This window comes from Nitrospirae bacterium YQR-1, assembly GCA_039908095.1.
Taxonomy (GTDB): Bacteria; Nitrospirota; Thermodesulfovibrionia; order Thermodesulfovibrionales; family Magnetobacteriaceae; genus Magnetomonas.
In genome coordinates this window covers 26,541-51,680 of the sequence record JAMOBJ010000001.1, presented here as the reverse complement: position 1 = coordinate 51,680, position 25,140 = coordinate 26,541, and the positions used below count along the sequence as shown (strand labels likewise).

General features: G+C 43.5%; 20 protein-coding genes and 1 pseudogene. 14 read left to right on the top strand and 7 right to left on the bottom strand.

Going from position 1 to position 25,140, the window contains the following annotated elements; all coding sequences use genetic code 11:
• Nucleotides 1–54: 54 nt before the first annotated feature.
• From serA to H7844_00240, 3 genes are read left to right on the top strand one after another with little or no spacing between them, the layout of a single operon-like run.
• Nucleotides 55–1,635, top strand: coding sequence for a phosphoglycerate dehydrogenase (gene serA / locus H7844_00250; GenBank protein MEO5355716.1), 1,581 nt, complete (start codon nucleotides 55–57; stop codon nucleotides 1,633–1,635).
• Nucleotides 1,636–1,659: 24 nt separating this feature from the next.
• Nucleotides 1,660–2,943, top strand: a complete 1,284-nt coding sequence (locus H7844_00245; protein ID MEO5355715.1) for an adenylosuccinate synthase — start codon at nucleotides 1,660–1,662, stop codon at nucleotides 2,941–2,943.
• Nucleotides 2,944–2,960: 17 nt separating this feature from the next.
• Nucleotides 2,961–3,683, top strand: coding sequence for a ComF family protein (locus H7844_00240; protein ID MEO5355714.1), 723 nt, complete (start codon nucleotides 2,961–2,963; stop codon nucleotides 3,681–3,683).
• 725 nt (nucleotides 3,684–4,408) lie between these two features.
• Here the strand turns inward: H7844_00240 and H7844_00235 are convergent.
• Nucleotides 4,409–4,744 carry a metalloregulator ArsR/SmtB family transcription factor gene (locus H7844_00235; GenBank protein ID MEO5355713.1) on the bottom strand — a complete coding sequence of 112 codons (336 nt, stop codon included), beginning with the start codon at nucleotides 4,742–4,744 and terminating at the stop codon, nucleotides 4,409–4,411.
• Nucleotides 4,745–4,866: 122 nt separating this feature from the next.
• Between H7844_00235 and H7844_00230 the strand changes: the two genes are divergently transcribed.
• On the top strand, nucleotides 4,867–5,139 hold the full coding sequence (locus H7844_00230; protein MEO5355712.1) for a hypothetical protein: 273 nt from the start codon (nucleotides 4,867–4,869) through the stop codon (nucleotides 5,137–5,139).
• Between the two features lie 780 nt (nucleotides 5,140–5,919).
• Nucleotides 5,920–8,067, top strand: a complete 2,148-nt coding sequence (locus H7844_00225; protein ID MEO5355711.1) for a sodium-translocating pyrophosphatase — start codon at nucleotides 5,920–5,922, stop codon at nucleotides 8,065–8,067.
• 97 nt (nucleotides 8,068–8,164) lie between these two features.
• Here H7844_00225 and H7844_00220 read toward each other — a convergent pair whose 3' ends face one another.
• The 4 genes from H7844_00220 to H7844_00205 all read right to left on the bottom strand — a co-directional run bounded on the left by H7844_00220 (nucleotide 8,165) and on the right by H7844_00205 (nucleotide 11,907).
• Nucleotides 8,165–8,554 carry a response regulator gene (locus H7844_00220; protein MEO5355710.1) on the bottom strand — a complete coding sequence of 130 codons (390 nt, stop codon included), beginning with the start codon at nucleotides 8,552–8,554 and terminating at the stop codon, nucleotides 8,165–8,167.
• 106 nt (nucleotides 8,555–8,660) lie between these two features.
• Nucleotides 8,661–9,995: an STAS domain-containing protein gene (locus H7844_00215; GenBank protein MEO5355709.1), complete on the bottom strand. Its 1,335-nt coding sequence runs from the start codon at nucleotides 9,993–9,995 to the stop codon at nucleotides 8,661–8,663.
• 72 nt (nucleotides 9,996–10,067) lie between these two features.
• Nucleotides 10,068–11,153, bottom strand: a complete 1,086-nt coding sequence (locus H7844_00210) for an NADH:flavin oxidoreductase (GenBank protein ID MEO5355708.1) — start codon at nucleotides 11,151–11,153, stop codon at nucleotides 10,068–10,070.
• A 121-nt stretch (nucleotides 11,154–11,274) separates the two neighbouring features.
• Nucleotides 11,275–11,907: an XRE family transcriptional regulator gene (locus H7844_00205; protein MEO5355707.1), complete on the bottom strand. Its 633-nt coding sequence runs from the start codon at nucleotides 11,905–11,907 to the stop codon at nucleotides 11,275–11,277.
• A gap of 175 nt (nucleotides 11,908–12,082) precedes the next feature.
• On the opposite strand from H7844_00205, the gene H7844_00200 reads away from it, so the two are divergent.
• From H7844_00200 to H7844_00160, 9 genes and pseudogenes are all read left to right on the top strand, one after another.
• Nucleotides 12,083–14,173 carry a PAS domain S-box protein gene (locus tag H7844_00200; GenBank protein MEO5355706.1) on the top strand — a complete coding sequence of 697 codons (2,091 nt, stop codon included), beginning with the start codon at nucleotides 12,083–12,085 and terminating at the stop codon, nucleotides 14,171–14,173.
• A gap of 96 nt (nucleotides 14,174–14,269) precedes the next feature.
• Nucleotides 14,270–14,614, top strand: a pseudogene (locus H7844_00195) (type II toxin-antitoxin system RelE/ParE family toxin).
• On the top strand, nucleotides 14,611–14,940 hold the full coding sequence (locus H7844_00190) for a helix-turn-helix domain-containing protein (GenBank protein ID MEO5355705.1): 330 nt from the start codon (nucleotides 14,611–14,613) through the stop codon (nucleotides 14,938–14,940). Before H7844_00195 ends, H7844_00190 begins: the two are co-directional and overlap by 4 nt.
• Before the next feature lie 41 nt (nucleotides 14,941–14,981).
• Entirely contained in the window at nucleotides 14,982–15,707 is a 726-nt protein-coding gene (locus tag H7844_00185; GenBank protein ID MEO5355704.1) for a hypothetical protein, read from the top strand.
• A complete protein-coding gene (gene ccsB, locus H7844_00180; protein MEO5355703.1) occupies nucleotides 15,708–16,520 on the top strand; it encodes a c-type cytochrome biogenesis protein CcsB in 813 nt (270 codons plus the stop codon).
• Nucleotides 16,517–17,785 (top strand): glutamyl-tRNA reductase, encoded by a 1,269-nt coding sequence (gene hemA, locus H7844_00175; protein MEO5355702.1) that lies wholly within the window; start codon nucleotides 16,517–16,519, stop codon nucleotides 17,783–17,785. Before ccsB ends, hemA begins: the two co-directional genes overlap by 4 nt.
• Before the next feature lie 367 nt (nucleotides 17,786–18,152).
• Nucleotides 18,153–19,295 carry a choloylglycine hydrolase family protein gene (locus H7844_00170; protein ID MEO5355701.1) on the top strand — a complete coding sequence of 381 codons (1,143 nt, stop codon included), beginning with the start codon at nucleotides 18,153–18,155 and terminating at the stop codon, nucleotides 19,293–19,295.
• Between the two features lie 150 nt (nucleotides 19,296–19,445).
• On the top strand, nucleotides 19,446–19,715 hold the full coding sequence (locus tag H7844_00165) for a Nif11-like leader peptide family RiPP precursor (GenBank protein MEO5355700.1): 270 nt from the start codon (nucleotides 19,446–19,448) through the stop codon (nucleotides 19,713–19,715).
• A 250-nt stretch (nucleotides 19,716–19,965) separates the two neighbouring features.
• The gene (locus H7844_00160) at nucleotides 19,966–21,399 is read left to right on the top strand and encodes a hypothetical protein (protein ID MEO5355699.1); all 1,434 of its coding nucleotides are present in this window, start codon (nucleotides 19,966–19,968) and stop codon (nucleotides 21,397–21,399) included.
• A 79-nt stretch (nucleotides 21,400–21,478) separates the two neighbouring features.
• Here the strand turns inward: H7844_00160 and mfd are convergent, their stop codons facing one another.
• A complete protein-coding gene (gene mfd / locus H7844_00155; protein ID MEO5355698.1) occupies nucleotides 21,479–24,634 on the bottom strand; it encodes a transcription-repair coupling factor in 3,156 nt (1,051 codons plus the stop codon).
• Between the two features lie 14 nt (nucleotides 24,635–24,648).
• Nucleotides 24,649–25,125 (bottom strand): D-glycero-beta-D-manno-heptose 1-phosphate adenylyltransferase, encoded by a 477-nt coding sequence (rfaE2, locus tag H7844_00150; protein MEO5355697.1) that lies wholly within the window; start codon nucleotides 25,123–25,125, stop codon nucleotides 24,649–24,651.
• Nucleotides 25,126–25,140 lie beyond the last annotated feature (15 nt).

The window sequence follows — 25,140 nt, the reverse complement described above, 5'->3', positions numbered from 1 at the left end:
TTGTTTATTTAGTAAAGCAGGTATAATTGAAAAAGCATCAGGAGGTTTTATCAGATGAGGGTTTTGGTAAGTGATAACATATCGGCAAGAGGAGTGGAAATACTAAAAAGCGCCGGTCTTGAGGTTGAAGTAAAGCCTGGGATGAGTGTGCAGGAGCTTAAGGACTGCATAGCCGGTTATGACGGCATAGTGATAAGAAGCGCAACCAAACTGACAGCCGATGTAATAGAAAGAGCTGAGAAGCTGAAGGTAATAGGCAGGGCAGGCTCCGGCCTTGACAATGTGGATAAAAGTGCAGCTACTAAAAAGGGCATAGTTGTAATGAACACCCCGGGTGGAAACACCATAACAACGGCTGAGCACACTATCGCACTGCTTTTCTCTATGGCAAGAAAAATACCACAGGCCACACAGTCAATGAAAGACGGCAAGTGGGAAAAGAAAAAATTCATGGGTGTAGAGCTCTTTAATAAAACACTTGGAATCATAGGTATAGGTAATATCGGAGCACAGGTTGCAAAGCGGGCAATTGGACTTCAGATGAATGTGGTTGGGTTTGATCCGTTTCTTAGTGAGGAAACGGCTCTGAATATGGGCATAAAAAAGGTGTCTCTGGATGAGCTTTTTAAAGACTCAGATTTTATAACAGTGCATACGCCTATGACACCTGAGACGAAAAATGTAATAAATACACAGAGTATAGCAAAGATGAAAACCGGTGTGAGGATAATAAACTGTGCCCGTGGGGGCATAGTGGATGAAAAAGCCCTGCTTGAGGGCATAAAGAGCGGGAAGGTGGCGGCGGCGGCACTGGATGTGTTTGAAAAGGAGCCCCCTGAGGTGCTGTCCCTTATCGGCCTTGACGAGGTAGTCTGCACGCCGCACCTGGGCGCCTCAACCATGGAAGCCCAGGAAAACGTTGCCCTGGCTGTGGCCGAGCAGGTGGCGGATTATCTTGTAAACGGCACTATCAGAAATGCTGTGAACTTCCCCTCAATTCCTCAGGACAAAGTAGCTGTTTTGAAGCCATACATAGACCTGGCAAGCAGGATGGGCGCTTTTGCCTCTCAGTTTATTGAGCATGAGGTTAGAGAGATAAACATAGAGCTGACCGGTGAGGCCGCAGAGATCCCTGCAGAGGCGGTTGTAATAGCAGCCGTGAAGGGATATCTGAACCCCATACTTGAGGAGACCGTAAACTTTGTAAATGCTCCGATAATTGCAAAAGAGCGCGGCATTGATGTAAAGGTGACAAAGAGCGCCGATGCAGGGGCATATAACACAATGCTGACGTTAAAAATAAAATGTGACGGAACAGACCATGTATTTTCCGGCACATTGTTCAGCAAAAATGACCCTCGAATTATCAAAATCAACAACTACTCCCTTGAGTTGATTCCTGAGGGCATTGTGCTGTTTATAAATAATGTGGATAAACCCGGCGTGATAGGCAGCATAGGGATGCTGCTGGGTGAAAGCGGAATTAACATAGCCCGCATGTCCTTTGGAAGAGAATCAAAAGGCGGTGTGGCCATTTCAGCGGTAAGTGTTGATGACGATATAAGCAGCGAAATTATGGGCAAAATAAAAAAACTTGCCAATATCATAAGTGTTAAAAAAATAACCATAGATTAGGTGATACATGCACACGGAGGCACAATGGCAAATATATTAGTTGTAGGGGCACAGTGGGGCGATGAGGGTAAGGGTAAGGTGGTTGACTGCCTGACGGAGAGAGCGAATGTTGTTGCCCGTTACCAGGGCGGACACAACGCCGGCCACACGGTAGTAATAGGTGAAGAGCAGTTTATACTTCATCTTATCCCCTCAGGAATACTTCATAAGGAAAAGCTCTGCATCATGGGTAACGGACTGGTAATCCACCCTGAGGCTTTGATTGAGGAGATAGAGGAACTCAGAAAGCGTAAGGTTGAGGTTGGTAACAATCTCAAGGTTAGTAAGAGCGCTCATATGATAATGCCCTACCACGCCGTACTGGATAGTGTTAAAGAGTCGAAAAAGGGAGAGAAGAAAATCGGCACAACAGGGCGCGGCATAGGGCCTGCCTATGCCGATAAGATTGCCCGCTCCGGTATTCGGATTTCCGACCTCTACTGGCCTGAAATATTTAAGGAGAAGGTTACAAACAATCTTGTAGAGATAAATTTTTTGTTAAAAAATCTCTATCATGAAGAGCCACTGGATGCTGTGGTAATTTACGATAAGTACATGCGCTGCGCAGATATGCTTGCCCCACATGTGGATGACACAGATGTGATAATTGACAACGCAATCAAAGACGGCAAGCAAATACTCTTTGAGGGCGCTCAGGGTACAATGCTTGACATAGACCACGGAACGTACCCGTTTGTTACGTCATCCAGTGCCTGTGCAGGAGGGGCTATGACCGGTCTGGGGGTGGGGCCAAAGAAGGTGGATGAGGTTTTCGGGGTGGTGAAGGCTTACACAACGCGTGTGGGGGGAGGCCCGTTTCCAACCGAGCTGCTCAACAATACAGGGGAACTGCTCAGAGAAAAGGGCGGGGAGTACGGAGCAACCACAGGGCGCGCACGACGCTGCGGCTGGCTTGACTTAGTTGTTCTCAGACATGCTGTAAGGGTAAACGGCCTCACAGGGCTAATCATTACAAAACTTGACATATTGGACGGATTTGATAAGATAAGTGTCTGTGTCGGTTACAAGAGCAATGGAAAGATTTTAAATGATTTCCCTACGGAACTACCGGTACTTGAGGCTTGTCAACCCGTGTACGAACACTTTGACGGATGGACTGAAACCTCCGGCGCAGTACAATCTTTTGACAGGCTCCCTGTAAATGCAAGGGCATATTTAAAAATGATAGAGGAAAAACTAGGCATACCCATAGTTATTGTCTCAACCGGCAAAAAAAGAGAAAACATAATATATCTGAAGGATTTTTAAAGTAAGAGTTATACCCTATGGGGCTGGGATTACAAATAGCTAATGCCGTAAGCAGGCTTTTTTATCCCTGCCCGTGTCCTCTGTGTTCAACGGCCGGGAAAGATGATATCTCCGTCTCTCCCATTTGCAGGGACTGCTGGAATACAATAGAGCGGCTTAAAGGCGGCATTTGCCGCCTTTGTTCAAAGCCGGGCCTTCATACCGGCGTTACCATTTGCGGTGATTGCTATAAGGACAGGCCAAACATCTCAGGTCTTTTAGCATATGGTATTTATGACGGAGCGCTAAAAGAGGCGATACATCTTTTCAAGTTTTCTAAGATTTTTAGATTCTCAACGCCTCTTGGTAAATTACTATGTCAATTGCCAGCTCCACAGGCAGACGTCTTAGTGCCGGTTCCCTTAACAAGAAGGAGACTTCATTACAGGGGATTTAATCAAAGCCTTCTGCTTGCCGATAAAGTTTCCAAACATACAGGTATTAAGTTAGCCCGCGATTTATTGCTAAAAAAAAGGGAAACACCCAGTCAATCTCTGCTTAACAAAGCTGACCGTACAAAGGCACTCAGAGGGGCTTTCTACACAGCCGCAGATGTTCAAAACAAGAGCGTTATCCTCATTGATGACGTTGTAACAACAGGCACAACTATCAACGAATGCGCAAAAACACTGCTTAAAGCCGGCGCCTCCGAGGTCAACGCCGTTGTGCTGGCCAGAGCTGTGGATAAATCATATAGGTAGAGAGATAAGGGGAAGGACTCTGTCCTTCCCCTTATTACCCCATCCTGTAAGGGGGCCAGCCCCCTTAACCCCTTCATCTCATTGTTTTATTTGGATTAATAGTATGCTTTGTCATAATTATTTGGATTTTTAAATATTAATTACGTGGATACAGCATATGCTGTAATGGTCTGTTATGTACTACTATTTGCGAAAGTGAAAACACCCAAAAACATATTATACCACTTTACTATTATGACAAAACATTATAATAAGTGAAAGTAGCAGAATTCAATGAAAAAGCTGATAATATATATAATATAAAATAAAAAAGAAAACAGGGTGTCTCCTCCCCGGATACACCCTGCCCAATTATTTTTACGACCATCTGTTCCTCTTCAGAAAACTCCCCGAAACTACCCAATATCCATGACAATATGTGCCTGTGAACGTTGCCTGAATATTAACTATAATACGCAATTACTGTGCCATATTAATAATTAAGATTTTTAAAATATTATCTCCCGGCATTTGAATTTAACTTATTGATTTTATTATGTTTCTCGCAACATGGTTTATTCCTGTTATTCTTATCAAATTTCCGGATACTAAAAAACATGATATTTGATTCACACATTGTGTGCTAAAACATGCACACATGCAAAATATTTCACATTGAAACGTTGTGATCCTTAAAATGAATTAGAATTGGAATAATTCCATATAAAGCTCTCAGTTTAAACAGATTATTGCTCCAATCCTGTTTTTTCCCTTTTTCTTACTGGACAGCACGCAGGAGGTGGAAGAGGTTCTGTGTATTCTTTGTTAAGTAACGTCAATATATCAATAATGATAGGATCAACCAAAAAATAACACCTGAGATTACCATCCATATAGTAGTTAATAACCCCATGGTTTCGCAGTAAGGAAAGGTGTTGGGATACGTTGGGTTGGCTTATTTCCAGAAATTTCTCAAAATCACTGACACACTTAACTCCCTTCCTGAGTTCTTCCAGAATTCTGATTCTCACAGGATGTGCAATCACCCTTAATAACTCTATTTTTTTACCTAAACTTTTCATAGTATTGCCCCCTAATGACATTTAATATAACTTTTTAGTATTGACTTAATCAAGGCGCCTATATTATATTAGTATATTCTAATATTAGAATTAACTAATATACAGAGATGGAGGAATTTCCTATGCAGTTAAAATTGTTTCTTAACGAACCGCCCGGCAACAGGTGCACTAATATCCTAAGCTCAGTTATTAATCTGATGAACAAATATGATCTTGAATTTACAATACTTAAAAAAAGTGATATTAAAAACAACATGTGTTTAGGTTGTGGTCATGCAGAGCCGGAATTCCCTGCGGTTAGCATTGACGGACATGTTGTTTTTGAGGGGCGAAATGTAACCTCTGAGGAACTTGAAAATGAAATTCTTAAAAGGATAAAAGGTCAAAAAATATGAGCGACTACGGATTACTGATAACAGTGTTTTTTATAGGTGTAACAGGAGCCTTTTTTTCCGGTATGTTGGGTCTGGGAGGTGCCATAATCCTCGTGCCCATGATGCTTTATATTCCTCCCTTGCTTGGTGTGGGGATACTTAGTATGAAACAGGTTGCAGGGATTACTATAGTTAGGAGCAGGATTTACAAAAAAAATACCGGCTCAGGCATTAAGAAAAGCTCTTGCTGTTATGATAGCACTGGCAGCCGTTCGTATGTGGATAGATGTTTTAACCATGTGAGATAGTAATATAACAACTAGAAAAATTGGAATTTGCTGTTGAAATGAAAGATGCTCTATACTTTACAAATCCTAAAAGAGAAAGAGCTTCCTTTAAAGTGCTGACAAATTACAGAAAACATATGATGATTTAATACTTATCGCTGACAAAATGATATTTTGAACCATAAAAAAGTATAGTTCCGCTGTAACTTAAAACTTTTTCCAAAAAAATCCTTTTTACTTTGGATATTGATTTTCTATATTGTATTTCGGGTCATTTAAAAATTCTTGACAATAAGATGTTAAAGATATATAATTGCAAGTTATGTTACAAGTCCATATTCCAGATAACCGGCCGGTGTTATGGTGGTGTAAGGGTTTAGAGCAGGTTTGCCTACGTGTTACAACCTCAAGACAAGAAAGCTGCGCCGTTGAGGTTAATCGTAAAACGGGTTAGAATAGGCCACGCATAGTGTGGCAAATGTATATAAATAAAATGTTAAGGAGATAAGGAGTTATGGAAAATGTCTTACTGGCGCTGATTTTCGGTATCAGCATAGTCGGCATTTTAGTAGCGTTCATGTTTGCCAAATGGGTTTTAGCAAAAGATGACGGCACAGAGAACATGAGAGCTATATCAGATGCTATCAAAGAGGGCGCAAACGCCTTTCTAAAAAGGCAGTATCAAACAATAGTGATACTTGCGGCAATATTTTCTGTGGTTTTATTCGTAGGCTACGGTCTTGTCAGACAACATCAGTCTTTTGACCCTGTGTCATCGAGTGTTGAGTTGGCTATATGGATAACACTGTCTTTTGTGTTTGGAGCGATATGTTCACTGTTTGCCGGCTACATAGGCATGTGGGTAAGCATAAGGAGTAATATAAGAACAGCGGCGGCGGCACGGTATAGTGTAAACGATGCGCTTCAGGTTGCCCTCAGAGGTGGTGCGGTATCGGGGCTTATGGTGGTTTGTATGAGCTTGCTGGGCGTTGCCGGCCTTTATGTACTTGTTAAAAACTTTGCACATGTGGATGCCGTTAAGGTTCCTTTTATGATAGTGGGTTATGGTTTTGGAGCCTCATTTGTGGCTTTATTTGCTCAGTTGGGAGGCGGTATTTATACCAAGGCAGCCGATGTGGGAGCGGACCTGGTAGGTAAGGTTGAGGCCGGCATTCCTGAGGATGACCCCAGAAACCCTGCGGTTATAGCCGACCTGGTCGGTGATAATGTCGGAGACTGTGCAGGCCGTGGCGCCGACTTATTTGAGTCAACCGCTGCAGAAAATATCGGTGCTATGATTTTGGCTGCAGTTATGGCCAGCAGTGTACCCAATGTAAACCCGGCCTGGATTATCGGCGTTATGATGTTTCCGCTGCTTGCCAGAGCCTTTGGCATAATAGCCTCGATAGTGGGTATTTTGTTTGTTAAAATCAAAGAAGATGAGGAACCGATGGCAGGGCTTAACAGAGGTTACTATGTGACCGTTGTGCTGGCCATTATAGGGCTTGCCATAGCAAGTAAACTTTTGTTTTTCCATCCGGACTATCCGGGCGCATGGAAATATCTCTTTATGGCCGGCGTTGTAGGTGTGCTAACCTCGGTAGCGTTTATATACATAACTGAGTACTACACAGAGTTCAGGTTCAGGCCGGTACGGTCGATAGCCGAGTCAAGCCAGACAGGTCCGGCCACCAATATAATAACAGGTGTGGCAATCGGTCTTGAATGCACAGCGCCGACAGCTATAGCCATTTCTCTGTCCCTTCTTTTTGCCTACTACTTAGGGCAGCACTCCGGGTTTCCAAACGCAGGGATATTCGGCACGGCGGTAGCTACAATGGGAATGCTCGGGCCGGCTGCTTATGTGTTAGCAATGGATACTTTCGGCCCGATAGCTGACAATGCCGGCGGTATTATTGAAATGAGTGACCAGCCGGAAGACGTCAGAAACAGAACGGATAAACTTGATGCAGCCGGAAACACAACAAAGGCTCTCACAAAGGGTTATGCCATCGGTTCGGCTGCTTTGGCCGCCTTTCTGCTTTTCAGAGCATACCTTGATGAGGTTAACAATTATGGACACAAAATAGAGACAGTTGACTTGGCGGAACCTGTGGTATTTGTCGGAGCTCTGCTTGGTGCAGCTCTTGTGTTTATATTTTCAGCGCTTGCGGTTAAGGCCGTCGGCACCGCTGCTTATTACGTCATTCAGGACGTCAGGGACCAGTTCAAGGAAAAGCCCGGCATTCTTGCCGGCACCGAGAAACCTGATTATGGCCGCTGCGTTGATATTGTTACAAAGGGAGCACTTAAGCAGATGGTTGTCCCGGGCCTTGTTGCAACCCTGAGCCCCGTTGTTGTGGGGTTATTGTTTAAACAAGTAGGAAAGGGCGCTGAAGCTGTAGCAGCATTTATAATGGTTGGAACAATAGCCGGTATTCTTATGGCAACGTTTTTTAATAATGCCGGTGGTGCATGGGATAATGCCAAGAAATTCATTGAGGCCGGGAATATGGGTGGTAAGGGCTCTTTTGCTCATAAGGCAGCCGTTGCCGGTGACACTGTAGGCGATCCCTTCAAAGACACTGCAGGCCCCTCACTTCACGTTTTGATTAAACTCCTTTCCACGATTACACTCGTACTGGCTCCGTTGTTTATTTAAGCCCTGGAAAAGGAATATATAAAGGCAAGGAAACCCCCTTATCCTGCTAAGGATAAGGGGGTTTTATACTAAGGGAGCCGGGCCCCTCCAAAATACCCTAATTTTGAACCCCAATCCCTATGCAAAACATTATGCTTTCAAGTAACCGGTCAAGATTTATCGGTTTTATCACATTTTTACACACCTTGTCGCTTGTGTGGTATTCGTCATTAAAAGCGGTGGTTATTATAATCGGCTGAGTTTCTTCTATTTTCAGTATTTCTTCTATCATTGTCATCCCATCCATAACCGGCATCTGAATATCGGTTATCACCACATCAATAACGGCTTTATTTAATCTGAAAATATCCAAACCTTCCCTGCCGTTGCCGGCCTCATGAACAGCGGCAACCCTTCTTTTTAGAAAACGGGTAACCAATTCCCTTATATATCCCTCGTCCTCTGCATAAAGCACAGTCAGCGATTTTAACACAGGCTCATCTTTCATATTTCTATCCTCAGTTGACAACATTCATTAATTTCTTATGCTATACCACCCCTCATCTTTTTCTCTATTATTTCCTCCGCAATTACGCATCCGTTGTCGATATTTATCACTCTCTTACAAATTTTTGGGTGTAGCTTAGACCGATAAAAGCTTTTTTTATGGTGGAGATGTCAAGCAAGTGTCTCATATCAATAAAATCGCCCTTGTTGATGACATTTTTAATTTCGGCTTCAAAATTTACCGGTTTTTCAGTCATCGGAATTGGAGAGAATATTACGCCGTGATTATGAAGCATTTCGGTCTTTCCTCCGATGTTTGCAGGATGGAGGTAAAACACTGATTTCAGCTCCTTATCGTCATAAGCCGATAAATCCATGGTGAGGTCTGCCCCAATGCCGCAAATCAACACTGTGGCGTCTCTGTGGCGGGGCGTTGTGTCTATATCAAACCATACGGCTATATTGGAGGAATGCACTATCATCTGCCCGTTTGACGGGACATTGTCCAATATGGGAGATTTTTTCACTCCTGAGGCATACACGGCAGCCATATCAGCCATCATAGCCACTCCTATTACACCCTTAAAGTCAGAGCGCCGTTGTTTTGCAGAGTTAAAAAGCACCCGATACAATTCCGTCAGCGTGCAGCCGCCCTCACTGGCGCTTTCAAAATATATATATTCATTGAATTTCCCTGTAATTGAAGCATTAAAGGTGGTTCTGACAGTTACGCCTCCGGTATCATACTGTGGAATAAAAAAATCAGGCACATCGTTGCCGTCTGTTGGAAGCCAAACCATCGTGCCCCCTATTGTCATCATCTCTCCCATTATCGGAAAGTAGTCCTCCACCTTATCCCCCAGCCCCCCCAATCCGATTGAATACTCGGTTTTTGAAAATCTCTTCGAGGCTAAGTGGTTTAAAGTGATTTTACTATAGAGCACGTCGTCAACGTTACCTAAAATCTCTATAGCGCCTGCATCCTCTGCGCCGGCAATAAACACCATAGAGCCAATACCAACCTCTTCTGACGGTAAATTATGCCAGTTGGCAATGATTGCCCTTTCCGAGGATATCTGCTCACAATAGTTTAACGCCAAAGCAGATGAATCAAAGATTGGCAGTATATTCTTAAAACCTGCCATGTCAAGGACACTTGCACAGTATCTGTTGAGATTTGACAGAGCCACTGAGCCGCCTGATTTCATTAGTTTCTTATTTATGCTGAGAATCACTCTCAACCCGGCACTGCTTATGTAATCGGTGAGACTCATATTAATTACCACACAAAGGATCTGTTCACTAAGGCTTGAATTAATGTCTTTTTCAAGTTCTTGTGCGCCTATGGTGTCAAGACGTCCCTTAACGTCTGCAAGCAAGGTTTGATCGTATAACTCTACCGAAATTTCCGTTTTAACCACAGTATTATGTTCCTTTTTCACTTACAACATCAGAGCAGCCCGCTCTGCTTATTTAGAAGTCCGCTTACCGGTTGATAAGAGTTGATTCAGGTACTACTTATTTATTTGCACGCATTTGACGTAATCGAGTTTCATATAATTCATACAACCGTTACAGGAGATGCAATCGGCGGTTTCTTTCCCCTGTTTAAACAGATTTGGGAGGTCTGGTTGTCTTATAAGAGGTCTGCCAAATGACAGAAGGTCCGCATGCCCTTGTTTTAAGATATCCTCGGCCACAGCCTTTGAACGAACCCCGCCAACCAGCATCACAGGCACTGAAACCGTTTTTTTAAACTCCATAGCCGCCATACGGTTGTATGCCTCATCCGGAGGCGTCAGAATTTTCGGCCGTGCCGTTTTAACTTTTGATTCATACATGCTGGTGCTGACCTCTATGGAATCTATGGCGGCACTCTGAAGACGTTTTGCAATCCTTAGAGCCTCAGGCAGGGTTAGCCCCCCCGGCAGATAGTCGTCATAGTTCATTTTTATATATACAGGGTAAGTGTTACCGACCTCTTTACGTATAGCCTTAACCATCTCTCCAACAAACCGAAACCTGCGCTCCTCATCGCCGCCCCAGGCATCCGTGCGGCGATTTGTGTATCCCGAGAGAAACTGGCTAACCAGATAACCATGGGCGCCGTGAATCTGAACCGCATCAAAGCCCGCCTGTTGCGCTCTCTTTGCAGCCGATGCGAAGGCATTTATAATTTCCCATATCTCATCTTCCGTCATCTCCCTGGGTAGTGCCTTCATGAAAGGCTCATACACTGCTGAGGGTGCAATCGGTTGATTGTCATCTAACAATGCCGGCACACTCTGTCTGCCCCCATGAGTTAGCTGAAGAGCAATCCTGCCACCCTCTTTATGTACAATATCGGCCATTTTTCTAAGCCCATCAACATATTTATCGTCATATATACAGAGAATCTTGTTTACCGTAAATCCACTGCGGTGCACCAGCGTATTGCCGCTTATGATTAATCCCACCCCGCCTGCGGCTAAATCCCTATACAGATTTAGTATCATATCTGTAACAAAGCCGTCATCGTCAGCCATCTTTTCATAACAGGCCGACCGTACCATCCGGTTTCTTAATTCCATTGTCCCTAGGTTGTATTTTTCTAAAAGCATACTAAAACCTCCAGTAAACTATACACAGCCAAAAAGGGCTTATTAAAATTACCGGCACTTTAGAGAGAACCTTCCTCTGCCAAAGAGGAGATTCACAGCCGGCAAAGTATCGGGAAAATTATCAGTATTTTACCAACCTTGCAATAATTTTTCCGATGATTCTTAAATTCTTCCTGTCTCTTCCGGTTATAATACTGTCATCGTAATCAGGATTAATGGTTTTAAGCAAAACCGCCTCATCGAGGTACTTTACCCTCCTTAGCGTTATGCTGTCACTGAGCATGGCGATTACGTAATCACCTGTTTTCGTATCAACAGAGGGTGAGACCATGACCTTATCATTTTGTATAAACTCCGGAGCCATGCTGTTGTCTGAAACAGTCAGAGCAAAGGCATTTTCATCCTCAGTGTCAAAGGAAACCCAGTCATCGGCATAGCCGGTCTCAAATATGTCCAGAGCCTCGTGCCATTGGCCGGCCTTTTCCCATGATATCAGCGGTATCTTTTTTGTCTTCTTTATTCTGGATTTGATAGCGGATGAATCGGAGTATATCGCCTCTTCTGAAATGCCCAGGGCTGATGCTATTCTGGTTATGTTTCTCTTGCCAAAGCCCCTCTTGCCCGTCATGTAGGCATTTAAATTCTGAGGCATCACACCTATCATCTCAGATAATTCCTTTTGTTTAATTCCTCTTTGCTGCAGAATTCTCACAATCCTTGTTCTTACTTTTTCATCTATCACCGAAATTGCCATAATTGCATTAATTATACAGAAAAAAAAACAAAAAATCAAATGAAATAATTGCTAAAACAACTTACAAATGTTTATATTATAAAATAGGTGACTTTGAATATGGACATAATAATTCAGGCAGTGGTAATATTTTATTAAGGTGGCAGGCAGCGCAGGATATAAGGAGGGCTTTTAGTTGAAAATCTCTAAGGACTCCATACTGATGAAAGTGTTTAGTGAGAGGGCCTTAAGGCATCTAAACCTTGATTCACCGGCAGTCTTTTCAGCATTTATAGTCTTAACAATTTTTGTCTCCGAGTGGTTTATAATGACTTTGATTCCTCAGTTAAGTGATTTATCTAATTTTACAAGGAGCACGATAGATGCTACCTCTCTTGTGATATTTGTTTTGCCCGGCTTGTATTTTTTTCTGTTTCGTCCGCTTAAGATTCAAATCATGGAGTGCTGTAAGGCAAAACAACGTCTTAGAGACCTTAATGCAGAGCTAAACTTAAAGGTCTGCGAACTGGCGGCATCTGAGGAGCGGTTTAAAACCCTTGTAGAGACTATTCCTGATATTGTTTACAGACTGGATTCCGAGGGCAGATTTACGTATTTAAACAGCACAATAGGAAAATTAGGGTTTTCTCCTGAGGAACTAATCGGGCAGCATTTCAGTAAAATAATATCAACTGATTATGTTGAGGAGGTTAGCAGAGCATGTGTGCTGCCGAAATTGGCCGGTGTTAAAACCGGAGACAGCACCGCCCCCAAACTTTTTGACGAAAGAAGAACCGGCTCAAGGGGCACTACGGGGCTTGAGGTCTATATTCTGAAAAAAACTGATGATGCAGAGAGCGAAAGAGGCAAGTGTATGATAGCGGAGGTAAACAGCTCCGGTGTCTATGATATAGACTGTTCTACAATGAAAAGAGAGCTCTCAGGTACGATAGGAGTGATTAAACCCTTTCCTGTTGAGGCCTCAGGGACAGTTGGGATAATAAGAGATATAACGGAGAGGAAAAAAGCGGAAGAGGAATTGCTTGAGGCGGTTAAGCATTTTAAAATGATTTCAGACAGCATCCCTTCACTTATCTGGATGTCAAGTCTGGAGGGCGGATGCAGTTATGTAAACAAGCAGTGGCAGGAATTTACAGGTAAATTGTTGAGTGACAATGCCGGCGACTGTTTGAATGATATTGTACATCCTGATGATATGATAAAGACAAGAAACATTTATGCTGATTCATTTATCGAGCTTAAATCTTTTGAGTTGGAATTCCGCTTAAAAAGATATGACGGCGTATATATTTGGTTTTTAAACAGAGCGGTGCCCTTTAATTTGCCGGAGGGGAACTTCTCCGGATATATCGGGCTCTGTACAGACATAAGCAGCAGGAAAGAAGCAGAAAATGCACTAAAGGGAAAAACAGAAGAGCTTGAGGATTTAAATAAAAATTTAAAAACTCTCGTTGCCGAGGAAATAGACAGGGGCAGGAAAAAGGAGCAATTGCTGATACAACAGTCGAAAATGGCTGCAATGGGGGAGATGCTTGCAGCCATAGCCCATCAGTGGAGACAACCGCTTAATTCTCTGGGGCTCTTGATTCAGGATATGGAGGATGCGTATGAGCATGGGGAGCTTGACAGCCCCTCTATGTCAGACTCAGTTAGGAAAAGCATGGAACAGATTTCTTATATGTCGCGTACGATAGATGATTTCAGAAACTTCTTTAAACCAAGCAAAGACAGAATTCCATTTGGTGTAGTAGCGGCAATAAAGGAGCTTCTTTCTATTTTAACAGTGCAGTTTGTAAAGCTTGTGATAGAAATAAGGTTTTTTTACAAACATGGAGATACTGAAAGGGAAATTAAAAAGACAGATATAAGTGTGGCTGGTTCAGAGGAGATAATAGCGCTGGGTTACCCTAATGAGTTTAAACATGTGGTGATGAATATAGTAAACAACTCCAGAGATGCTATAGTAAGCAGGGCTGTGATAAGTCCTGGACTAAAGGGAGACATCAGAATTCTGGTTTCAAAGGTAAAGGGCAGGGTATTAATAGAAATAAAAGACAATGGCGGTGGAATCCCTAAAGAGGCACTGGGTAAGCTGTTTGAGCCGTACTTTACCACTAAAGAGGCCGAACAGGGAACAGGCATAGGGCTTTACATGTCAAAGGTCATAATAGAAAACAACATGAACGGAGCACTCTATGCACAAAACGAGGGTGACGGCGCTAAATTTACTATCGAGCTTAACGTTTATAACCAATACAGTTCATGATGATAAGATTGTGAAATCACTTTCTCGGTTCCATTGCTGTTGCAAGTTACAAAAAAAGAGCTTGCAAATTGGTGGCAAATATGTCAACATACACCAATGAGGGATACACGGCTTATTTCATGGATAAAATCTGCACGAAGGGATTTTTAGAAATTTCCTGAAGACGTGCAGGCTGGCATGATGAGTGCGCTTACGATTGCAGCCGAGGGCAGCCAGTCGGACAACGTTAAGCCTTTCAAAGGTGTTGAAGGTGGAGTCTTTGAAATAACGCTTAAACATCGGGGGGACGCTTTCCGAGTCCTCTACGCCGTGAAAATCGCTGAGGACATTTGGGTTATTCACGTCTTTCAGAAAAAATCAAAGACAGGAATTAAAACACCTCAAATGGAGGTTGACCTTATCCGTGAACGCATAAAACGTTTGAAGGAGGCTCTTCAATGAAAGACGATTTTGAATTGATACGTGGCAGCGGAAACGTGTTCCGAGACTTTAAACGTTCCAATGCCAACGTTGAACAGGCTCGAGCGATTCTTGCCGCAAAAATTATACGCACACTTGATGAACGTGGACTGTCTACACGCGAGGCTGAAAGGCTAACAGGCGTATCACATTCGGAGTTCTCACGCATCCGAAATGCACAGCTTCAGCGCTTTACGCTTGACCGGATGATTTCAATTCTCGGCAAGCTCGACGAGGAAATTGAGGTGAACGTTACCTTCAGTTCCCGCTTAACGCATGTTGAGCCGCTCCAAAGGGGCTTTACTTAATTTCTCAGACTTGCTATCATCTAAGTATAGATTAAAACAATATGACTAATCCGCTGATAGTATGTATAGGGGGGGCGTACAGTGGTGCAGGGAAGACCTCCCTTGCCGTGGCGCTCTTAAGAAGTTTAAAAGGCCGGTGGGCTGCGATAAAATACACGAAGACCTCATTTTACACATCCATTGTTGACGCCAAGGACCTGAGACATCAGGAAAGCAAGGACTCCACAGTGCTCTTAGACGCAGGAGCTGTAGCAGTGAAATGGCTACAGTGCCCATATAGTGCCCTCGATGAGGCCATAAGGTTTGCTATGTTTGACCTGCCCCCGGTTGGAGGTATTATTATAGAGGGCAATAGCCCCCGTGATTTTGTAAAAGCCGATCTCACCATTTTTGTTTCCGGTGTTGACACAGGTCGCTTTAAGGACACGGCAGTGGTGTTTTTTGAACACTCTGATATCGCTGTTGTTTTCCATTTACCGGTGGAGTATCACAAAATAAAAATTTGGCCGCAGGGGATGAAAACTTGTACCGCTAAAGTATATAATACCGGTGAGCTGGACTTTGAAACATGTACCGTAATGATTATGGAAACACTGAAAACTAAAGAGATGGAAAAAAAACTGCTTGAGAATTCAGCAAATGGTAAAATCCCCTGTGCCCAGGCAAGAGCTCTGGCGCAGGAGCTGGAGATACCTTATAAGGAATTAGGGGAGATGGCGGATAGACTTAATATTAAAATAAAGAACTGTGAGCTGGGTTGTTTTTAATTGATTATAGTATTTGAATTAGCCCTGACATGTTATTTCATATCAACAATCCTTGGCGTGCTGGAGTTAGTGAGGGGAACTAAGGCAACGTCAAGAGGTATGATGATTTTTGCAGTTTCCGGCTTTACCCTGCACACGGTGGCTGTGTTTATGAGATTTATTGAGGGCGGCCATATGCCTGTGACTAACCTTCACGAGGCGGCCTCTTTTTTTGCGTGGAGTGTGGTACTTGTGTTCTTTATTATCGAGATTAAATACAGGGTTGGTTTGCTTGGTGCATTTATCCTTCCCGTGGCGTTTATTTTGATGCTCTCATCCTCCATACTGCCCAGGGAGATAAACCCGTTAAGCCCGGTGCTCCAAAACTACTGGCTATGGATACACACGCTTTTAGCCTTTACCGGTGATGCCGCTTTTGCGGTAGCCTGCTGCGTTGGGGTTATGTATCTGATTCAGGAGCATTTTGTGAAAGCTAAAAAATTGGGCGGCTTGTTTCATCGTCTTCCAAGCCTGCGGGTTCTTGATGAGGTCAACTACAGGCTTATAACTATCGGGTTTCCACTGCTTACGCTTGCCATCTTAACCGGAGCCGTGTGGGCACAGAGTGTGTGGGGCACTTTCTGGAGATGGGATCCAAAAGAGGTCTGGTCACTGATTACATGGTTTTTTTATGCACTAATCTTACATGCCAGAATTGCCGTGGGCTGGCACGGCAAACGCTCTGCAATTCTGTCAATCGCCGGGTTTATCGCTGTGCTGTTTACATTTTTCGGTGTAAATATACTTTTAAAAACAATACACGAGTTTAAATGAACATTCTGGTAGTAGGGCTTAACCACAAGACGGCTGATGTTGAGGTCAGGGAAAAAATTGCTTTTACAGCCGAGGAGATTCCTGCAGGCCTGAGCACTCTTAGAGGCATGGCAAACGTACATGAGGCGGTTATTTTATCAACCTGTAACCGTGTCGAGATATACCTAAGCGGTGATAACACAGAGAACATATCCGCCTGTGTTAAGGACTATTTTTCAGGGGCTCGCAACATTGAAAGACAAAAACTGGAAGCAGCTCTGTATTTGCGCAGTGATTATGAAGGTGTAAGGCATATATTCCGGGTGGCGTCAAGTCTGGATTCGATGGTGTTGGGAGAGCCCCAGATACTGGGACAGCTAAAGGACTCCTTTGACCTTGCTCTAAAGAATTCCTCATCAGGGATAATTTTAAATAAACTGATGAAAAAAGCCATCTCTGTGGCTAAGAGGGTGCGCACGGAGACAAAAGTAGCCGAAAATGCTGTATCTATAGGATATGCGGCTGTTGAGCTGGCAAAGAAGATTTTTGGAGAGCTTTCCGATAAAGTCTTTATGTTGCTGGGGGCAGGGGAAATGGCCGAGCTTGCGGCAAAGCATCTTACCGGCAGCGGCGTCAGGGAAGTTATAGTGGCCAACCGTACCTATGAAAGGGGCTGTGCGCTTGCAAATGAGTTTTCAGGTAGGGCTATAGAGTTTTCCATGTTTAAAGCCGAATTAACTAAAGCCGATATTGTGATATGCTCTACCGGAGCACCCTCCTATGTTTTAAATAAACACGATATGGAAAAAATAATGAAAGACAGAAAAAAGCGTTCCGTTTTTATTATAGACATATCCGTTCCGCGCAACATTGACCCTGCGGTCAATGACATTGACAACGTGTATCTGTACGACATTGACGATCTGCAAGGCGTGGTTGATTCCAATCTGCATGAGCGGCAGAGGGAGGCTCTCAGGGCTGAGGAAATAGTAAAGGAAGAGGTGGAAGTGTTTTTTAAATGGATGCAGTCACTGGATGCGGTGCCAACCATAGTGGCCTTAAGAAAAACTGCTGAGGAAATCCGAAACGATGAACTGGCTAAGCTCTTTAACAAACTGGACGGTCTTGGCGAGAAGGAAAAGAAATCAATTGAGCTGATGGCCTCCGCTATCGTAAATAAACTCATTCACCCCCCAACCGTTGCCCTAAAAAGTGATGACGAGGACCGTGACATTCTTATTGCCGCCGTCAGACGGCTATATGGTATCAATGGAAATATGAAGTAATTCGATGGCTCTTTCTCCTTTGGCATTAAGCATTTTACCCGTTTTTCATATCTATGTATCGGATTTCGGGGCCGGTATCAACTATTGACATTACACCTAAGCCATGTTAAAATCTGAGAAGAGTTTTAGGACAATGTGCGATTCCATCAGCGTTATACACTCATGGGAGCGTAAATTGATAACCGGAGTCTAATGAGATACCATGAGTTAAAATGATACCAGATTGCAGTCAAAAGAGTAACGAGGCGGCAAGGTGAAAGCGACACCTCCCCTTACAGGGGATTCCCCTTTGGGGAGACGTCAAGGAGCTTTCGACGAAGCCAACAAAGTTAATCGAATGAATGCAACTTGGTATGAGGAGCAGAGTATGAAAGGCATGTTATCTGCTGTTGTTATAATTGTTTTACTTTTGATTCCCCGATTTGCTTTTACTTGCACAGATATTCAATTGATTGCAAAGGATGGTTCAGTTGTTGTGGGAAGAACTCTGGAATGGGAAGGATTTTTAAAGGAGAGCGCAGATGGTTCATCTTATATATATAATCAATTCGATTATGCTTTACGGCTTTGGCCTGTGGGTAATAAGATTACAAGCGTCAGGCCGGATGGTTCCGCCGGTGCAAGCTGGACTTCTAAGTATGCCTATTTCGGGTTTGTCGGCAATAAAACTTCAACCAATGTATCCGATGGGCAAAACAGTGCAGGGCTTTCATTGGAGATGCTAAATTTCCCTGGATATGCCCAGTATCAGGATGTTAAACCAAACGATAAAAATGTAATAGCTACGGATGATTTCGGCACATGGATACTTGGTAATTTTGGCAGCGTAGATGAGATAAAGCAGCAATTACCACTGATGACGGTGTGGGGTAAACCAAATGTGTTGATGTCAAACCAGATTCCACAATTTCATTTTGTAGTCCACGATAAAGGCGGAAAGAGCATAATAATCGAATATATAAAGAAAAAACTACATATCTATGATAATAACATAAAGGTTATGACAAACAGCCCTGATTACATATGGATGACCGAGAACCTTAAGAACTATGTCAATTTATCACCTGACAATGTTGTCAGGACATTTAACGGTATTAACCTTAAGCCTTTCGGACAGGGCTCAGGTATGATTGGAGTACCAGGTGATTATACCCCCCCTTCACGTTTTGTAAAGGCTGCATACCTCCTATTGCATGCCAAACAACCGGATACGGCAATGGAGGGTGTTCGCTCTGTTATACATATACTAAACAACGTTGACATCCCCTTTGGTTCGGTAAGGGAAAAGATGAACGATGGAAATTACGCACAGGACTACACACTATGGAGGGTAGTCAAGGATCTTAAAAACGGTATCTGGTATCTTGACACCTACCAAAATGTCGGCAGCATTATTAAAATTGACCTGAAAGAAGTCTTTGCAAATCCAGACCGGTATCTTAAACCAGTGGGGCTTGCAGATATACCCTCTCCCGATATACCTAAAATCAATGATTTATGGAAAAATTAGCGTTAATACCAGGCTGCATTCATTCGATTAACTTTGCCGGCATCGTTGAAAGCTCCTTTTACAAACGTTTAATTGACTTTAATTGACTAATAATTTATATTATTATGAGGTTTGAAGTTGACTACTGTCCTTAAAATAAGGAGGTCTTGAATGTCGGTGGAAAGTGCAATTAAATACATTGAAAAACTAAGTAGTGATATGGAGTTTAGGAACAAGGTGGAAGCCGTTAAAGACAAAGAAGTGCGTAACAAAATAATTAAAGAAGCCGGATTTGATTTTACAGAGGCGGAGCTTAAGCAAATCACCCTCAAGAGCACCGAATTAAGTGAAAAACACCTTGAAAAAATAGCCGGCGGTAATCAGTTTGACGATGGGTACGGAAATTCATTTCCAACGGCAACCTTAAGGAAGAGCTTTTAAAATTCAATTCCCGGGACAGAGGGAGGATTTGTAATAGTTTAAGCTCCTGACATATAGATTTGATGGTAAATAACTTGTGGAGCCGGTTCCACTATGCTGTAGAATGTAGTATGCCGGTATTTTAACAGGAAGGTTGACTCAGAGTTATACACACTGCTGTCGCTAAAACGTCAAGAGCACTTGTTCCGTTGCCAAGCTCCGCAAATGTTTTTTGTTTTATAGCAGTTATAACTTAAACAGGGGGCATGATATGAAAAGTGGATGTATAAATTTATCTGATAAAAAGAGGGTTTTACTGAAATTTATTTCGATTTCTTTCTTTTGGGCTTTTTTCATTATATTCAAAATTATGATTTTTGGAGATTTAAATATCTACGCAGCCGACAATCACACCGGAAAACATTATAACGACCATCAGCTGAAGCAGCTCCATGATGAATTTAAAAAAATGCCTGCTTACAATTATACTTACGACAAATTGCAGCAAAAAACAAGGCAGAGTGTAAGCGGCAATAAAGTCAGTTTATTACATTATCTGCAATATACTCCTTCTGAGCGTGACGAGGGTGATTGTGGGAATTGTTTTGTATGGGGGCCGACTGCAGTAGCAGAGGTTGCTTTAAATGTGCAAAACCAGATTAAAGACAGATTATCTATTCAATATATTAATTCATGTAAAACCGGTGTGTGTGCATGTTGCGGAGGTTATCCCGGCGATTTTGTCATCTTTTACAATGCAGCAGGTAAGTTTATTCCATGGTCGGCAACAAACGGTTCATATGTGGATTCAACCCGTCAATGTGATAACAATATGTGCCCCTCAAGCTCAGCCTCATGCAGCAGCATATCGACAGATACATCATACTCATTGATAGACATGTATTATACCGCTATCCCGACTACACAGGATGCATTGGGTGCAAATTCTAATTTAGCTCAAAACACATACGGGCTAAGATCGATTGCTATAGAGAACATTAAAAATGCCTTATTGCAAAAAAAAGCCGTCCTGTTTTTATACTGTTTCCCGGATTCGTCAGTATGGGAAAAGTTCGATATCTTTTGGTTAAATGACAACGAGACCGTTGCATGGAACAATGACGAACACTGTGGTAAACTATGGACACCGACCGGTGATTGTCATGTAACTGCTATCACAGGGTTTAACGATGAAGACGGCAAGCCGGAGAATCAATACTGGACTGTCCTTAACAGCTGGGGTTCATCTACAATACGCCCTAATGGACTTTTTAGTATTTCCATGAATATGAATTATAATTGCAGCCACTATAATTCGACATACGGCTATTGGAATGATGCTTATAAGTTTTATACATTGGAGTTATTATCAGATTCACCGCCGACATTGCCGGCTCAACCTGTTTTGATATCACCAGTTGATTACGCATATTCAAAAACCCCGACATATAAATGGGATAGTGTATCTAATGCGACTAATTATTATTTATACGTTGTCGATTCAGCAAATAATATAGTAATAAATGAAGTAATTACACCATCTGATGCTGGTTGTGAGCTTAATGCCTCTTGTGAATATACACCATCAACGAGTCTTGCATATTGGACAAGATATGCTTGGTATCTGGCAGCTTATAATAATGCAGGCTTGAGCAATTGGAGCAGCGGTCTGTCATTTTATTTAGTTCAGAACACAGGAGGTTAATTGCTACAGGGTATAACTCCTTCCTGCAAGGGAGCGCAGCCCCCTTGACCCCATTTTTACAATGCCGGGCTGCTTGGTATCAGCTAATAGGGGTTTTTTCTATAAGTTTTCTGAACACTCCGGCCAGTTCATTAATTATAAGGTCTTTTTTGAAATTGGCGGGGGAAAATTCAAAACCGTTGCTAAGAATTTTTATATTATTTCCTGATACTTTCCTGAGAGTAAGCAAGTGCTCAACATCTAAGCCGGCGTCCTCTGCTGCGGTTACCACTATTTTTTGGCCAAAACGTTTAACTGTTTCCAGCTTAAGGGTTTTACAAAGAAGTTTTACCCTTACAACTCCAAGGAGATTGTCAACCGTATCAGGAATGGTTCCAAAGCGGTCTCTCATTTCATCCTTAAGTTCATGCAGCGCATCCTCATCTTTTACGGTAGCAACCCTTCGGTAAAAATTAAGCCGCAGGCCGACATCCTCAATGTAGTCCTCCGGTATCAGTGCCTGTATGCGTAAGTCCACGGTGGGGTCAAACTCCCGCTTTATAGGTGTTCCCCGTTGCTTTGCCACCTCCTCCTCAAGCAGCTCCATGTAGGTATCAAATCCTAACGCATATATGTGCCCCGACTGCTGCGGCCCCAGCAGATTTCCAGCCCCGCGGATTTCCATATCTCTCATGGCAAGCCTAAGCCCCGCTCCAAGGTAACTCAACTCCGCTATAGCCGTAAGACGCTTCTTCGCATCCCCTGTCATAGCATCCTCTCCGGGGGTGATAAGGTACGCATAGGCTCTGACGTTAGACCTTCCCACCCGGCCCCGTAACTGGTAAAGGTCCGCAAGTCCCATCATATCCGCCCGGTTTACTATTATCGTATTAGCTGAGGGCACGTCTATCCCCGAGCCGATTATTGAGGTGGACACAAGCACATCAGTCTCTTTTTTCATAAACTTAAGCATCCTGTCCTCAAGCTCATGTTCTTTCATCTGCCCATGTGCCACAGCCACGGTTTTATCCGGAAAAAATGACTTAATCATAACGGCATACTTGTCAATATCGGCAATCCTGTTGTGAACAAAAAACACCTGTCCGTTTCTGTGAAGTTCCCGTCCGATGGCCTCTTTTATTATATTTTTGTCAAAATTCAGCACGAAAGTCCGCACGGCCTGTCTTTCCTCCGGTGGCGTCTCAATCGTGCTCATTGTCCATATGCCGGAGAGTGACATCTGAAGGGTTCTGGGTATCGGTGTTGCACTGAGTGTCAGACAGTGGACACCTCTTTTCAGCTCTTTTATTTTCTCTTTCTGTGCCACACCGAAGCGGTGTTCTTCATCTATAATCAGAAGCGCCAGGTTTGGGATATTCACCTTTTTGGCAAGCAGCGCCTGTGTGCCTATAATAATATCAACCTCACCCTTTGACACCATCAGCAGCGTGCCCTCCGTCTGAGATTTATTCTTAAACCTGCTGACATAGTCTATACTTACCGGAAATGGCGAGAATCTTTCTTTAAACGTCATGTAGTGCTGCTCACAAAGTATAGTAGTGGGAACCAGGACGGCAACCTGTTTGCCGTCGAAAACGGCCTTAAACGCCGCCCGCATGGCTACCTCAGTCTTACCATATCCGACATCACCGCAAAGGAGCCTGTCCATGGGTTTGTCCGATTCCATGTCACACTTGATTTCCGCCGTTGCGCTTAGTTGGTCAGGGGTCGGCTCGTAGGGGAAAAATGTGTCGAATTCCTGATGCAAGTGTGCATCGGCACTTACGGCAAAAGCCGGAGTTATTTCCCTTTGGGCATAATGGGCTATGAGTTTTTGAGCCAGCTCTTCTATGTTTTTTCTGACTTTTCTCTTAACAGCAGCCCATGTTTTACCGCCCAGTTTATCAATCCGCGGGACAACTCCCTCAGAGGCATGGTACTTCTTAACCAGCCCAATTCCGTAAACCGGCACGTAGAGCCGGGCACCGTCGGCATACTGGATTGCAAGCATATCATATGTAAAGTCCTCGGCGCTTTCCAGCCTCAGTCCCTCAAACAACCCGATTCCATGCTCATTGTGGACTATATAGTCACCGGGTTTTAAATCATCCACACTCCTTAGCAGCTCTCCCTTTGCCGCCTTCCTGTACTTCTTGGGACGGCGTACCTCACCAAAGAGTTCGGTCTCAGTCAGCACCAAAAGCCCATCCAGATAAAATCCCTCATTAAGTGTTCCGGTCACTACAAAAATATTTCCATCGTACTCAGCAAAAGCCCTCCGCTCTGAAACAAGGGGAATACTCATTGAGACCTCGGCAAAGAGCTCCCTTATACGCTCCGACTGGGCAGCGGTTTTAGAGACCAGCATTACCTGTGCGGCCTTAGAAACCAGCGCTATTGCTGCCGGCAGCTCAGATATGCTCTTGCGTTCCTCTGTGAGTATTCCCATGCCGTTGAGTTGAAGCGCTCCGGCATCCACGCCCTCAGTGTCTATTGCAAGCCCGGAGAGTACCGTTGAGGGTGGGGCGTTTTTAAAATCAGCGATAAACTCCATTGCCTTAGCTTTAGAGTCGTTTATAAAAAACAGATGTTTTATGTCAAAAGACTCAAACAAGTATTCTGTACCACCACCTTGTGACAACGGCAGGATGGACTCGCCATGTAGTTTTTCTATTGTTTTTTGAGTGTTGACGTCAAAGGCTCTTATGGAATCTATCTCATCACCAAAGAACTCAACCCGTACAGGGTTTTTTCTTCCCGGCGGATAAATGTCAAATATATAGTTTCTCAGGCTGAATTCGCCCTCATCAACCACCATAGATACTTTCTTGTAACCCATTGCCGTCAGGGTTTCATTAAGGTACTCACGGGGAAACTCCTCGCCTGCTCTAAGTTCTATGGCCTGACCGGTAATGGCGGCTCTGCCGGTAACCTGTGCTGTAAAAGATGTGAGGGTCAGAATAAATGATGAGTCGTTTTCAGCATTAAGCAGTATCTCAATCTGTCTGCCTGCGGTTTCAGCATCTATTGATTCAGGGAAGTAGATGGCCGGCCGTTTTCCCATAAGTTTTGAAAAATATTCATATCCGTTAAAAACGGAAACAGCTTCATCTTCCGTTTCTGTTATTGCCATAAATGATTTATCCACAAGGCAAAGCAACAGGGGAAGCAGGGAACCCTTCAAGTTATAAATCCTCTGAGGCAGGGGTTTTGTAAGATGCCCGAGACTCTTTTCTATTAAATCTTTTACGGACACAGGGGCAACGGCCTTTAAGAGCGGAGTCTTAAAATTTTATTTATAATTTCCGTGGTGGATCTTCCGTCAACATAGGGCAGGCTGTGGACTTCAGGCACAAGGTCTGAGCCCACGATTTCTTGTATTTTCCAATCGCCGCCTTTAACGAGCACATCGGGGCGAAGGACGTTGATAGTCTCCCAGGGGGTATCCTCGTTAAAAACCACCACGTAGTCAACCATTGTAAGATTAGAGAGCACCTCAGCGCGTTCATTTTCAGAGATGATAGGTCTTCCCGGCTTAAGCCTTCCGACTGAGGAGTCTGAATTAAGTGCAACTATTAGGACATCCCCCAGGGCTGCGGCCTGTGTTAAGTACCTTGTGTGGCCGGCATGAATAATGTCAAAGCAGCCGTTTGTAAACACTATTTTCTTACCTTCGGCCTTCAGGCCGGAAACACGGCGGCTTAACTGTGCAAGCCCCAACACCTTTTCTTTGGACACCGGTGTCATTGTACAAAGCTATGT

Bases quoted from the DNA above. Each gene is read 5' to 3' on its own strand.
- H7844_00240 (MEO5355714.1), top strand. From the start codon at position 2,961: ATGGGGCTGGGATTACAAATAGCTAATGCCGTAAGCAGGCTTTTTTAT.
- H7844_00220 (MEO5355710.1), bottom strand. From the start codon at position 8,554: ATGAAAGATGAGCCTGTGTTAAAATCGCTGACTGTGCTTTATGCAGAG.
- H7844_00185 (MEO5355704.1), top strand. From the start codon at position 14,982: ATGACTAATCCGCTGATAGTATGTATAGGGGGGGCGTACAGTGGTGCA.
- H7844_00245 (MEO5355715.1), top strand. From the start codon at position 1,660: ATGGCAAATATATTAGTTGTAGGGGCACAGTGGGGCGATGAGGGTAAG.
- H7844_00210 (MEO5355708.1), bottom strand. From the start codon at position 11,153: ATGCTTTTAGAAAAATACAACCTAGGGACAATGGAATTAAGAAACCGG.
- H7844_00225 (MEO5355711.1), top strand. From the start codon at position 5,920: ATGGAAAATGTCTTACTGGCGCTGATTTTCGGTATCAGCATAGTCGGC.
- H7844_00235 (MEO5355713.1), bottom strand. From the start codon at position 4,744: ATGAAAAGTTTAGGTAAAAAAATAGAGTTATTAAGGGTGATTGCACAT.
- H7844_00165 (MEO5355700.1), top strand. From the start codon at position 19,446: ATGTCGGTGGAAAGTGCAATTAAATACATTGAAAAACTAAGTAGTGAT.
- H7844_00230 (MEO5355712.1), top strand. From the start codon at position 4,867: ATGCAGTTAAAATTGTTTCTTAACGAACCGCCCGGCAACAGGTGCACT.
- H7844_00190 (MEO5355705.1), top strand. From the start codon at position 14,611: ATGAAAGACGATTTTGAATTGATACGTGGCAGCGGAAACGTGTTCCGA.
- H7844_00170 (MEO5355701.1), top strand. From the start codon at position 18,153: ATGAAAGGCATGTTATCTGCTGTTGTTATAATTGTTTTACTTTTGATT.
- H7844_00160 (MEO5355699.1), top strand. From the start codon at position 19,966: ATGAAAAGTGGATGTATAAATTTATCTGATAAAAAGAGGGTTTTACTG.
- rfaE2 (MEO5355697.1), bottom strand. From the start codon at position 25,125: ATGACACCGGTGTCCAAAGAAAAGGTGTTGGGGCTTGCACAGTTAAGC.
- serA (MEO5355716.1), top strand. From the start codon at position 55: ATGAGGGTTTTGGTAAGTGATAACATATCGGCAAGAGGAGTGGAAATA.
- hemA (MEO5355702.1), top strand. From the start codon at position 16,517: ATGAACATTCTGGTAGTAGGGCTTAACCACAAGACGGCTGATGTTGAG.
- H7844_00205 (MEO5355707.1), bottom strand. From the start codon at position 11,907: ATGGCAATTTCGGTGATAGATGAAAAAGTAAGAACAAGGATTGTGAGA.